General features: G+C 36.7%; 11 protein-coding genes. 10 read left to right on the top strand and 1 reads right to left on the bottom strand.

The annotated features are described in order from the left end of the window. Positions 1–197 precede the first annotated feature (197 nt). The 10 genes from CHH58_RS18425 (at position 198) to wecB (ending at position 11,518) form a co-directional block, all read left to right on the top strand. On the top strand, positions 198–359 hold the full coding sequence (locus tag CHH58_RS18425) for a hypothetical protein (RefSeq protein ID WP_170937603.1): 162 nt from the start codon (positions 198–200) through the stop codon (positions 357–359). A gap of 243 nt (positions 360–602) precedes the next feature. Further along, on the top strand, positions 603–917 hold the full coding sequence (locus CHH58_RS11550) for a PTS sugar transporter subunit IIB (protein ID WP_095229342.1): 315 nt from the start codon (positions 603–605) through the stop codon (positions 915–917). Between the two features lie 15 nt (positions 918–932). After that, on the top strand, positions 933–2,249 hold the full coding sequence (celB, locus tag CHH58_RS11545) for a PTS cellobiose transporter subunit IIC (protein ID WP_095229340.1): 1,317 nt from the start codon (positions 933–935) through the stop codon (positions 2,247–2,249). Continuing rightward, positions 2,242–3,678 carry a glycoside hydrolase family 1 protein gene (locus CHH58_RS11540; protein WP_249275109.1) on the top strand — a complete coding sequence of 479 codons (1,437 nt, stop codon included), beginning with the start codon at positions 2,242–2,244 and terminating at the stop codon, positions 3,676–3,678. Before celB ends, CHH58_RS11540 begins: the two co-directional genes overlap by 8 nt. 36 nt (positions 3,679–3,714) lie before the next feature. Further along, positions 3,715–4,617, top strand: a complete 903-nt coding sequence (locus tag CHH58_RS11535) for an ROK family protein (RefSeq protein ID WP_095260563.1) — start codon at positions 3,715–3,717, stop codon at positions 4,615–4,617. A 32-nt stretch (positions 4,618–4,649) separates the two neighbouring features. Beyond that, positions 4,650–4,946, top strand: a complete 297-nt coding sequence (locus tag CHH58_RS11530; RefSeq protein WP_170937615.1) for a PTS lactose/cellobiose transporter subunit IIA — start codon at positions 4,650–4,652, stop codon at positions 4,944–4,946. Positions 4,947–4,972: 26 nt separating this feature from the next. Beyond that, entirely contained in the window at positions 4,973–6,361 is a 1,389-nt protein-coding gene (locus CHH58_RS11525) for a glycoside hydrolase family 1 protein (RefSeq protein ID WP_095262543.1), read from the top strand. A gap of 131 nt (positions 6,362–6,492) precedes the next feature. Then, the gene (locus CHH58_RS11520; RefSeq protein WP_095262542.1) at positions 6,493–8,406 is read left to right on the top strand and encodes a BglG family transcription antiterminator; all 1,914 of its coding nucleotides are present in this window, start codon (positions 6,493–6,495) and stop codon (positions 8,404–8,406) included. Positions 8,407–8,888: 482 nt separating this feature from the next. Next, positions 8,889–10,388, top strand: a complete 1,500-nt coding sequence (locus CHH58_RS11515; RefSeq protein WP_095262541.1) for a glycosyltransferase family 2 protein — start codon at positions 8,889–8,891, stop codon at positions 10,386–10,388. A gap of 14 nt (positions 10,389–10,402) precedes the next feature. Next, positions 10,403–11,518 carry a non-hydrolyzing UDP-N-acetylglucosamine 2-epimerase gene (gene wecB / locus CHH58_RS11510; protein WP_095262540.1) on the top strand — a complete coding sequence of 372 codons (1,116 nt, stop codon included), beginning with the start codon at positions 10,403–10,405 and terminating at the stop codon, positions 11,516–11,518. 110 nt (positions 11,519–11,628) lie between these two features. Here the strand turns inward: wecB and map are convergent, their stop codons facing one another. Continuing rightward, positions 11,629–12,369 (bottom strand): type I methionyl aminopeptidase, encoded by a 741-nt coding sequence (map, locus tag CHH58_RS11505; RefSeq protein WP_095229330.1) that lies wholly within the window; start codon positions 12,367–12,369, stop codon positions 11,629–11,631. Positions 12,370–12,511 lie beyond the last annotated feature (142 nt).

Genomic DNA, 12,511 nt, shown 5'->3' with positions numbered 1-12,511 from the left:
TCTATTCGATCCAAATTTATTAATTTCGCCGTAAAGCAGCTACTATGATTTTATCAAGATACTTCCACTCAAGGAAGCTATACGGTCTGCCTCCTCTGTTTTAGTAAATAGTGACTATCATTCAGCTAACCCCCGTAATATAGAGTAAGTTGAAACAGGAAGGGATAAGATATAGAAGAGAATTAGGAGGTGTGAAAGTGAGTAATGACACGCGTGAATACAGAACAGGACAAGGCGTCCCACAAACAGGCGTATATATCTGCCAGTCAGGCGAAAGAGTAGAAATTAATAAAGATGATGTATTTCCAGCTTGCCCAGTAAAGGGAAAGAAAACAACATGGAAACACGAAGCAATATAAGGTTGTGCCGAGATTTTCTCTGCACCACCCTATTTTTTTACCTTTTACTGTACGAACCCAATCACTATTTAACAAGCCAAATTAATATCTTATACTCCATATCTTTGAGCTAAATAATATTCTCTACTTACGATTTTAAAGATTTCACCCTTAAAGAGGCAAAATAATATGTACAGTTCCCTCTGCACAAAATATATAATCAACTTTGTAAGCGATATCATTATTCGGATATAGGGGGAAATATTGATGAAAATTCTACTTGCTTGTTCTTCTGGAATGTCTACAAGTTTATTAGTATCCAAAATGAAAGATGCTGCTCGAGAAAAGGGAATTGAAGCAGAGATTTGGGCTGTGGCACAGGATAAGGCTGAATCCGACATGGAAAAAGCTGATGTACTGTTAATTGGTCCTCAAATGAGGTTTCTCTTCAAAAAGATCTCAAAAGTTGCTGATGAGAAAGGCGTTCCAGTTGATGTGATCGATCCTATTTCTTACGGACGCATCGACGGAGAAGCAGTGCTGGATAAAGCATTAGAATTAATCAAAAAAAAGGTTTGATAAGGGGGAACCATTATGGGAAGTAAATTCACAGAGACATTAGAAAACATATTATTACCTATTGCAGATAAATTAAATAATAACCGTTATCTTGGCGCACTGCGCGATGGCTTTATGGTTGCTTTGCCTTTTATTATTTTCGGATCTCTATTTGTCGTATTAGCGAACATACCTTTCTTGGACAAAATAATTAGTGAAAACGCTCTGGCAGAATATCAAAGTATTTTAGGCCCTGCTTCTGCTTCAACTTTAAGTATTATGGGTCTTTTTGTTATCTTTGGCATCGCCTATAAATTGACTCAACAGTATGAGTTAGAAGCTTTGTATGGTGGCTTCGCTGCTCTAGCTTCCTTCATTATCTTAACACCTCAAGTTTTAGAAGGTGTTGCAGGGGTTATTCCTGCTTCAGCTTTAGGGGCTCAAGGTTTATTCTTAGGGATTTTCACGGCCTTTGTATCAGTAGAACTTTACAGATTCTTTGTTAAGAAAAATTGGACTATCAAAATGCCTCAAGGTGTACCTGAAGCTGTATCGAAATCTTTCAGCTCATTAATTCCACTTACTTTAACATTAACTTTCTTTTTAGCAATACGCGCTATCTTGAGCTACACGCCTTACGAAACATTACAGAATTTTATTTATACTCTTATTCAACAACCATTAACTTCTTTAGGCAGTGGTTTGGTGGCAACAATTATCGCTGTTCTTTTAATACAGGTATTTTGGTTCTTTGGACTGCATGGTCAGATTATTGTTAATTCAATCATGGATCCAATATGGATGACATTATCCCTCGAAAATTTAGAGGCATTTAATGCTGGTCTAGAACGACCAAATATTGTTAACAACCAGTTTATAGATACATTCATTGTGGGAATGGGCGGAACTGGTATGACAATGGCAGTAATCTTAGGAATCTTTCTATTCACCAAGAGTAGACAACTAAAAAATCTTGGTAAGCTTGGTGGACCAGCAGCAATTTTCAATGTAAACGAACCTCTCATCTTTGGTTTACCAATTGTAATGAACCCTATGGTAATCATTCCTTGGTTGCTTTCTCCAGTAGTTGTTACTATCGTTACTTACTTTGCAATGTCAACTGGACTGGTTCCGGTTTCAACAGGTGTACATGTTCCTTGGACAACACCAATTTTCATTAGCGGTATGTTGGTTACGAATTCAATTGCCGGCGCAATCATGCAATTAGTGAACCTAGTAATTGTTGTACTAATCTGGCTCCCATTCTTAAGAATTCTAGATAAGCAATATTTCCGGACTGAGCAAACAACTACTAAAGATCAAAAACAAGGACGGGATGATAAAATTGTCTAACAAAGTAATCAAAGTACCAGATAACTTCATTATTGGTGCCGCTTCTTCTGCCTGGCAAACGGAAGGTTGGTCCGGTAAAAAAGATTTTCAAGACTCCTATTTAGACCTTTGGTATAAAAACAATAAAAATGTCTGGCATAATGGCTATGGCCCTGCTGTAGCAACAGATTTTTATAACCGTTACAAAGAAGATATTCAAATGATGAAACAAATTGGACTTACACATTATCGAACTTCTATAAACTGGGCCAGATTTTTAGTAGATTACGAAAATGCCGTAGTTGATGAAGAATATGCAGCTTATTATGAAAACGTAATTGATGAATTACTTAACAACGGCATTGAACCGATGATTTGCCTCGAACATTATGAACTGCCAGCTGTTCTGTTTGAAAAATACGGTGGCTGGGGTTCGAAACATGTTGTGGAATTATTTGAAAAATATGCAGAAAAGGTTCTCCACCGATATGGCAGCCAGGTAAAACATTGGTTTACATTCAATGAACCAATAGTTGTACAGACTCGCGTTCATTTAGATGCCATTCGTTGGCCCTTTGAGCAAAATACAAAAAAATGGATGCAATGGAATTACAACAAATCTTTAGCTACAGCAAAAGTTGTAAAGCTATTTAAACAAATGCAGTTAAAAGAGAAATTTGGTGCAAAGATTGGTAATATCATAAATCCCGAAGTAACATATGCAAGATCTTCTGCAGAACATGATCAAAAAGCTGCACGCATCTATGATTTATTCTTTAATCGTGTATTTTTAGATCCTTCTATCAAGGGAGAATTCCCACCAGAATTATTTGAACTAATGGAGAAACATGACATAACATTTGATTCTACGGAAGAGGAATTAAGACTTATTAAAGAAAACACTGTAGACTACGTTGGTTTAAACCTTTATTTCCCTCACCGTGTGAAAGCAAGAACTGCTGCATGGAACGAGGATACACCTTTCCATCCGGAATATTATTATGACAAACATGAATTAACAGGGAAAAAAATGAACCCCTACCGCGGTTGGGAGATTTATCCTCAAATAATGTATGATATTGCACTTCGAATGAAAGAGGAATATGGCAACATTGAATGGTTCATTGCTGAAAATGGTATGGGTGTTGAAAATGAACATCGCTTTAAAAACGAGGATAACATAATTCAAGATGATTATCGTATTGAGTTTATAAGTGAACATTTACAATGGTTATTAAAAGCCGTAGATGAGGGGTCAAACTGCACAGGTTATATGCTTTGGGCATTTACAGATAATGTTTCACCAATGAATGCATTTAAAAATCGGTATGGTCTAGTAGAAATCAATTTAAATGAAAACCGTAACCGTAGTCTAAAAAAATCAGGTTATTGGTATAAAGAACTGATCAAATCAAGACAGCTTGAAGTTTTAGAAGAAGAATATAAATAAGTGACGGTCAGACTCAATGCAAAGAAGGAAAATGATATGAAGAACTTTTTGGCAATTGATATAGGTGGAACATTTGTTAAATACGGAGTAGTTTCAGAAAACGCTGTAGTCACTCGTTTAAATAAAGTTAAAACACCTGAGACCCTCCAATCACTATTAGATCTTATCAAGGATTTAAGTCAATCTTTAAGTACTATTTCGGGCATAGCTGTAAGTTGTCCTGGCGCTGTTTCTGATGATGGAATTATTTACGGATCCAGCGCTGTTCCTTACATCCACGGCCCCAATATGAAACAGCTAATTGGAGAAACAACAGGCTTGCATGTATATCTCGAGAATGATGCAAATTGTGCAGGCTATGCTGAGATTTGGGATGGAAACGGCAAAGGAAAGAACGATGTTTTAGTAATGGTTATTGGTACTGGGATTGGCGGGGCTATTTTTAAGAATGGCAGTTTACATAAAGGAGCCAATTTACATGGTGGCGAATTTGGCTATATGCTGCTTAACCACAACATCTCCAATAGTGATGATGTCTGGAGCAGACTAGCTTCCACCAAAGCATTAGTAAAGAAAGTTGCTGCTTTAAAACAGATTGATTCAAACACTCTATCTGGTGAACAAGTATTTGAATTAGCCGAATCGGGTGATGTTGAGGTCACCAAAATTGTTGAGGATTTCTTCCACCTTTTAGCAGTCGGTATTTACAATTTGCAATACATTTATGATCCTGAAGTGATTTTAATTGGCGGCGGTATCAGTCAAAGAGCAGATTTAATTGAAAAAATCAATCAAAAGCTCGATCTTATCATCGGGAAAATCGACTTAGCTAAAATCAAACCTAGTATTGCTACATGTAAATTCGCTCAACATGCAAATTTGTTAGGCGCTGTATATGGCTATTTAAAGTCTAATGAAATAAAAATGCAACGTAGATAAGTCTTATATTGGAGGTTATTAAATTGGAAACGATGGAAGAAATATCATTTCAAATCATTCTTTATGCAGGAAACGGCAAAGCAAATGCAATGGAAGCAATACAGGAAGCAAAACAAGGGAATTTTGAACGTGCAGATGAATTGATTAAAGAAGCTGGTGAAGAATTAAGTAAAGCTCACAGTGTTCAAACAAAACTGTTACAAGAAGAAGCAAACGGTAATGGAAACATTATTAGTGTATTGCTGATTCATTCTCAAGACCATCTAATGACAGCAATGACCGTTCGAGACCTGGCAGTAGAGTTTATTGAACTTTATCGTTTTAAATAGCAGCTCAATAGATGGAGGTTTTATAAATGGAATTATCCTATAAATTCCCCGAAGGCTTTTGGTGGGGCAGCGCTACTTCTGCTACACAAATTGAAGGTGCTGCAAATAAAGACGGAAAAGGTAAAAACATCTGGGATCATTGGTATGAATTAGAATCAAACCGCTTTTTTAATAATGTCGGTCCTGAATCTACATCAGATTTTTACCATCATTATAAAGAAGACATCCATTTGATGAAGGAAATTGGCCATAATTCATTCCGTATTTCCATATCGTGGTCACGATTAATTCCAGCAGGCCGCGGAGAAGTTAACCAAAAAGCTGTAACCTTCTACAATGCTGTAATTGATAACTTGATTGATAATGGTATAGAGCCATTCGTAAATCTCTATCATTTCGATATGCCGCTTGATTTGCAAAATGTAGGTGGCTGGGAAAGCCGAGAAGTTGTTGAAGCATATAAAGACTATGCGAAAATATGCTTTGACTTATTCGGTGATCGAGTTAAAAAGTGGTTCACTTTTAATGAACCTATTGTTCCAGTCGAAGCAGGTTATCTATATAATATACATTATCCAAATATAGTTGATTTCAAAAGAGCAACACAAGTGGCATACAACACTGTTGTTGCGAGCGCAAAAGCAGTTGAAGTCTATCATTCCCATCAATTTAAAGATGGTAAAATAGGTATCATTCTTAATTTAACACCGTCCTATCCAAGAAGTGACCATCCCGCGGATTTAAAAGCCGCTAGAATTGCAGATTTATTCTTTAATCGCTGTTTCCTGGATCCGGCAGTACTTGGAAAATATCCACAAGAATTAATTGAAATTATCAAGGAATATAGCGAGCTTCCGCTTATACTTGATGAGGATTTAGATTTAATAAAAAATAATACAGTGGATATTCTTGGCGTGAATTATTATCAACCCCGTCGTGTAAAAGCAAAAGAATATGCTGTCAATCCAGAAAGCCCACTTATGCCAGAATGGTTTTTTGATAGATACGAAATGCCTGGCAGAAAAATGAATAAATACCGCGGTTGGGAAATTTACGAAAAAGGTATATTCGATATATTGATTAACTTAAAAAACAGCTACGGAAACATTGAATCCTTTATTTCCGAAAATGGTATGGGTGTTGAAGACGAAGAAAGATTTATGCAAAATGAGCAAATTAAAGATGATTATCGGATTGAATTTATTCGTGAACATCTAAAATGGCTGCATAAAGCTATTGAAGCAGGCTGTAATGTTAAGGGATACCATCTATGGACTTTCATGGACAATTGGTCTTGGATGAATGCTTACAAAAATCGTTATGGGTTTATTTCTGTAAATATTGAAACAAAGGAACGCTCTTTAAAGAAGAGTGCTCAATGGTTTACCGAAGTTTCGCGAAATAATGGATTTTAACCAAGACAAAATAGCGTCATATCGTTGTGATATAATACTATCAATCGGTTCTGGTTCAGTTTGAGCCAGAACCTTTCTAGCACAATATAGAAAGCGCTTCCTTTTTAATATGTAGGAGTGGTGATAACAAAATGTTAACAAATAGAGGCAGAGCTATACTTAAACATTTAATGTCTCTTGAAACACCAATTAGCGGACGATATTTGGCCAATCACATACAAGTTAGTATCCGAACCATACGAGAAGATGTAAAAATATTAAACTCATTTATTCATGATCACGGAGCAATCATAGATTCTATAATGGGAAAAGGTTATGAGCTTAATATTATTCATGAGAAGCAATTTTATAAATATATTCGTTCTATAACTGGAGATTTAGAACTTCAAACTGTACCTAGCCAGCCAGAAGACCGTGTATCCTTTATAATAAAACATCTACTCATGAACGAACATTATGTAAAACTTGACGAGATTGCGGATTTATTATTTGTTAGTAAATCCACTGTCCAAAATGATTTAAGAATCGTTAAGGAATCTCTCTCCAAATATGATATTCAACTCAAATCCCGACCGAACTATGGCTTAAAATTGATAGGAAATGAATTGAAAATGCGGTTTTGCATGTCTGAGTATTTATTCAATAGAAAAGCAGAAGGCAATCATTATTTACTGAGTGAGCAATTTATGGCTGAGGAGGACCTCAATACAGTTAAGAGAATTCTTTTAGAAAAAATCAATATGCACAATATTCCGTTATCTGATATAGCCTTTAATAATTTGTTGGTTCATATTTCAATTGCTATTAATAGAATTAAATTTAATAACTACGTGAAAATATTTAAAAGTGATCTAGATGACATATTGGACAAACATGAATATAATGTCGCAGGAGAGATCGTAAAAGACGTTGAGTATACATTTGATGTTCAATTCCCAAAGGAAGAAATCGCCTATATTGCTATTCACTTGCTGGGAACGAAGATAGTTGCAGATTCGAATGGAAATAAGGCAGTTAAAGGGCTTATAGAAGAGGAAATTAATCAACTAGTTGACTATGCACTTCAACAAGTAGAACAAGAATTGAACCTAGGGATAAACGAAGATGATGAATTAAGAATGGCTTTAGTATTACACTTAAAACCGGCTATTAACCGATTTAAATATGGAATGAATATTAGAAATCCAATGTTGGACGATATAAAAAAGAATTATCTATTATCTTACGAAGCCGCTGTAATAGCAGGTAAAGCAATTGAGGTAGCCATAGATTCTAAAATAGACGAGAACGAACTGGGATATATTGCCTTACATATAGGAGCTGCTATAGAAAAAAACAAGTTGAAAAAGGGTCCGAGTCGGTGTTTAGTTGTCTGCGCTTCTGGGTTAGGAACAGCAAAACTTATTTTTTATAAACTCAATAACTACTTTGGTCAATCTCTTGACGTTATTGGTACAACAGAATATTACAAGCTGAATCAATATGACTTAAGTGATATTGATTTTATTATCAGTTCTATTCCCATTCAGCAAAAATTGGCTGTTCCGGTAATTGAGGTTAATGCAGTTTTAAGAGAGGAAGACTTACAAAAAATAAAGAGATACTTCCTAACAAAAAAGGAAAAACCACAAATCCACTTTCCTGAAAACCTAGTATTTTTAAGGGAAAATTTCACATCCAAAGAAGAAGTTCTTGAATTTCTAAACAGTAAATTAGTGAAAAATGGATTAGTTGATCATACATTTCTCGATGCAGTTTATGAGAGAGAAAAGGTCGCTCCAACAGCATATGAAAATCTAGTAGCTATACCTCACCCTATCTCACCTCAATCCAATGAAACATTTTTAGCTGTATGCACATTGGAAAAAGCTATCATGTGGAATGATAAACCCATACAATTTATAGGGCTACTTTGTGTTAAAAAGAAAAGTATGGAGGACTTGCAGTCTTTATACGATATTCTATTAAAAATAATTGAAAACAGATCCATTGTGCAAAATCTGATCAAAGCAAAAACATATAATGAATTCATTAAATTGTTGTAAGGCAATGTTACCTTATTGCATTGCCTTTCTTACAAATATAATTCATCGAACATATTCTATATAGTACCGAAACTGGAACTGTCGCTCCCCCCTCCAACTATAATATTAATCACTTTAAATTCTACACATCTTCTATATCTGCCGTATTCTTATCAAAAAGTGAACTTAATCCTTCAAAATAATTCTAAGCCACAATATAAATAACCTTTCTATATAGGTTAAGATACCTCCCCCCTTTTACTGGGAATAGATAATATCTTCAAAGCATCCATCTTTAAAATGCAGTTCAGTTTTGAGCAACATTAGTTTATTTTGAGCCAGAAAGCTGCTTTTATTAGCTTATCTTCATTTAACTCTTCATATGATCATCTCGATGTACCTGTTTTAGAAAGCTATAAGATCTGTGAAAGAATATCTTCTACAGCATAAAAAGTATGAATACGTTCATTCTTACATACTTTTCTATGTGAGGAGGAGAAATTATGACTATTGGGGTTGTATTGCCTGTTTATAACCAGGAACCAACGTATATATATGAATGCTTAGGAGCAATGGAAAAACAAGTGTACCGTGATTGCAAATTGATCATCGTCATAGATGGCGCAAATGAAGAAACAACAGAAGCAGTTTTCAATGCTTCCAGCATCCTGACTATACCTTATCGCATCATCTATCGAAAAAAGAACATGGGTATTGCCTATTCCTTGAATGAAGGTTTTTCCTATTTAAAAGACTGTCCATACTTAACGTGGATTTCCATTGACAATCGGCAGGATCCGCTTTTTCTGCTTACATTTTATAATCATATACAGCAAGCTCCGGATGATACTGTCCTTCTCTATTCTTATTATTGGCTCATCGATGAAAAAGGGCAGCGCTTTGCAGATGAAAAACAATGGCTGCAAACGATGGAAACGCTGATGAACAGGAACAAGGAAGAAATATTATCCATATGCTTCGTTGGAGCTTCCTTCCTCTTCCGTCAATCCGCATTTAAGAAAGCGGGCGGCTATGATTCCAATTATGGTGTAGTGTCGGACTATGAATTCTGGATTCGTCTGATGGAGCAAGGGAATATCCAATTAATACGTCATACCTTAATGGAATATCGCGTGAACAGCGCCTTGTCCCTCACGACCCTCACTGGTGCTCAAGGGCTTTATTTACAGAGCATGAGGGCAAGCTTAGACCATCGTAAGAAACGGAAGGAAATTCCTGATGTTACAGTTTTAATTACCACTCACAATCATGGAGCATATATCGGCAAATGCCTGGATAGTGTACTAAAGCAAACACATTCCAATATCCACGTAGTAGCAATTGATATTGGTTCCACAGACGATACACTGCAGCAAATAACAAACCGAAACGATCCTCGAGTCATTCCGCTCCACATCGCAAGTGGGGTAAAAGCAGAGGCATTGAATGTCGGACTGGGATATGTATTAGGCAAATATGTACTGGAAATGGATGGCGATGATTGGCTGGATGAGCGTGCAATAGAGACTATGCTGTTCGAATTTGAACGGCTGGATAAATCTTATGGCTTAGTGTATGCAAACAAGAGAATATGGTACGATAACCCGTCATCAGGTCTGCAGAAAGGCCCGGAAATCAAAGGAATCCATTATACAGATAAGTTCCACGTTTTGACTGGGATCGCATCTCACAGCCCGCGTATGTATCGAAAGTCGGTCCTTGAGAAGCTAGATGGTTGGCCAGCAGAATTGAACGGCGAAGCATTGCTGGCGTCCGACTATATGTTGTTTCTCCGTATAGCAGATGCGTATAAGATGAATTGGATTGACGTTGTCCTTTACCATGAAAGAAAATATGAAGAGAAAAATATAACAGCAAATCAAAAATTGTATAATACGCAGCTTAGAGCTGTTGTACAGCATCAGCTGCATGTGTGGGGGAATAAATTGTTTCCGGAGTTTAAAATGGACGGAGATATCATTGAAGAAATCAACTTAGTATAAGAAAGGAGCAGTTCATGAAGATAGCTTTCATACTTGGAACCCGGCCTGAGGGAATTAAACTAGCTCCTATCATCAACAAATTAAAAGAAAATCCTGATTTCGCCGCGCTTGTTATCAATACCGGGCAGCACGCAGATTTATTAGATGAAGTACTCCAAACGTTCGCTATCAAACCAGATTATAATCTAAAGCTGATGAAACCCAATCAATCCGCAGAACTAGTAGTTCGTGAGGCTATACCTGTCATTTCTGTAATCTTGAAAAAAGAAAAGCCTGATCTTGTTTTTGTGGTCGGTGATACCGCCACAACATTCACTGGAGCGTTCATAGCATTTCACGAACGGATTCCTGTCGTACATGTAGAGGCAGGTTTGCGAACAGACAATCTGTACTCACCTTTTCCAGAGGAAATGTATCGACAGTTGGTCACCCGCCTAGCGACTTATCATTTAGCACCCACTGAACAAAACAAAGAAAACCTAATCAAGGAACATATAGATGAACGTTATATTTATGTAGTCGGTAATCCAGTAATTGATGCTCTATTCTATATACACAATAACGTACCTCCCAACGTTGCAGAAACTTCCCAATACGTAAAATCCAATAAAAGACTCATCCTCCTGACTACACATAGAAAGGAGAATTTCCATCATTTAACCCAAATTCATAATGCCATTCTGGAAATAACAGATCATCATAAAGAGGTAGAAGTTATCTTCCCGGTACATCCGAATCCGAATGTACGTAACCAAATCAGTAAATCAATGCGGGAACATGATCGTATCCATATCATTGCCCCCTTAGATTATGCTTCCTTTACTCATCTTCTCAAACACGCCTATTTAGTAGTCACAGATTCAGGAGGCATCCAGGAAGAAGCACCAGCTTTTAATGTTCCTGTAATTGTAGTAAGAGATTCGACGGAAAGGACAGAAGGTGTAGAAGCAGGAACACTAATCTTGGCAGGGACAGATAAGCAAAGCATTAAAGAAACCATCGAGACTATGCTTACAGATACATCACTTCACCAGCACACAGCTGAAGCAGTCAATCCATATGGCGACGGGCAGACAAGTGAACGTATCGTAGAATGGCTGAAACAGTATCTAACCAGGCATCGACCTTAAGATTTTCACTATTGCATAACAAAAAGCCTGGAACGATTGTACGTTCCAGGCTTTACTCCATTCCTAATTTAAGGAAGGAGACGGTAAAAGAAAAAATCCACTTGATCCCATTAAAGTGTGACTATAATCGGACCAGTTTTAGTAAGGATAATCGTATGTTCCACTTGAGCTACAAAGCTTTTTTCTGTAGCATAGGTCCAGCCATCATTTTTTTGGAATACTTCTTCTTCTAAGGTTGAGATAAATGGCTCGAATGCAATAACCATCCCATCTCTTAATAATTCATCATCAAATGTATCTTTATAATTATAAATATGGTCAGGAGCTTCGTGAATTGTGCGTCCAATACCGTGTCCTGTAAGGTTTGTGATAACAGTTAAATCATTCTGTCTTGCTGTTTGGAATACTGCTCTTCCGATTCCGCTTTTTTTGGAACCAGGTTTTGCTTTCTTAAGGCCTGCTTCAAATGCTTGCTTAGCAACATCACATATCTTTGTTAGTATTTCTTCTCCTTCGCCTACCACAAACGAGATTCCTGTATCTGCAAAATAACCGTTCTTTGATCCAGAAACATCTACATTTACTAGATCCCCTTCAGAAATGACGCGAGACCCCGGAATACCATGTGCCACTTCATCATTCACACTAATGCAAGTATGGCCAGGAAAATCATATTCACTTTTCGGCGCTGAAACTGCGCCTTCTCTCTTAAACATCTCTCCGGCAATATCATCAAGTTCTTTTGTCGTTATTCCAGGAACTGTCTTTTGTACCAATTCGTCTCTAATGGAGCCAACAATCTTGCCAATTTCCTTCAAGCCATTAAAGTCTTCTTCTGTTTTTGCAATCATTTTATCTACCTCACTTTGATCATCAATTAACTATATAAGTGTTATTTTCTCGAGAAACACAAGCAATGTAAACCATTGTTGTTTGAAGAGATTAAACAGTCTATCAGGACATCGATCTTAACACTTATAGTTGTGTTTAAAA

Source organism: Terribacillus saccharophilus (assembly GCF_002272745.1).
Lineage (GTDB): Bacteria > Bacillota > Bacilli > Bacillales > Amphibacillaceae > Terribacillus > Terribacillus saccharophilus_B.
The sequence above is the reverse complement of the archived record's forward strand: the minus strand, read 5'-3'. Positions and strand labels throughout refer to the sequence as shown.

Bases quoted from the DNA above. Each gene is read 5' to 3' on its own strand.
- celB (WP_095229340.1), top strand. From the start codon at position 933: ATGGGAAGTAAATTCACAGAGACATTAGAAAACATATTATTACCTATT.
- CHH58_RS11535 (WP_095260563.1), top strand. From the start codon at position 3,715: ATGAAGAACTTTTTGGCAATTGATATAGGTGGAACATTTGTTAAATAC.
- CHH58_RS11530 (WP_170937615.1), top strand. From the start codon at position 4,650: ATGGAAGAAATATCATTTCAAATCATTCTTTATGCAGGAAACGGCAAA.
- CHH58_RS11525 (WP_095262543.1), top strand. From the start codon at position 4,973: ATGGAATTATCCTATAAATTCCCCGAAGGCTTTTGGTGGGGCAGCGCT.
- CHH58_RS11520 (WP_095262542.1), top strand. From the start codon at position 6,493: ATGTTAACAAATAGAGGCAGAGCTATACTTAAACATTTAATGTCTCTT.
- CHH58_RS11515 (WP_095262541.1), top strand. From the start codon at position 8,889: ATGACTATTGGGGTTGTATTGCCTGTTTATAACCAGGAACCAACGTAT.
- wecB (WP_095262540.1), top strand. From the start codon at position 10,403: ATGAAGATAGCTTTCATACTTGGAACCCGGCCTGAGGGAATTAAACTA.
- map (WP_095229330.1), bottom strand. From the start codon at position 12,369: ATGATTGCAAAAACAGAAGAAGACTTTAATGGCTTGAAGGAAATTGGC.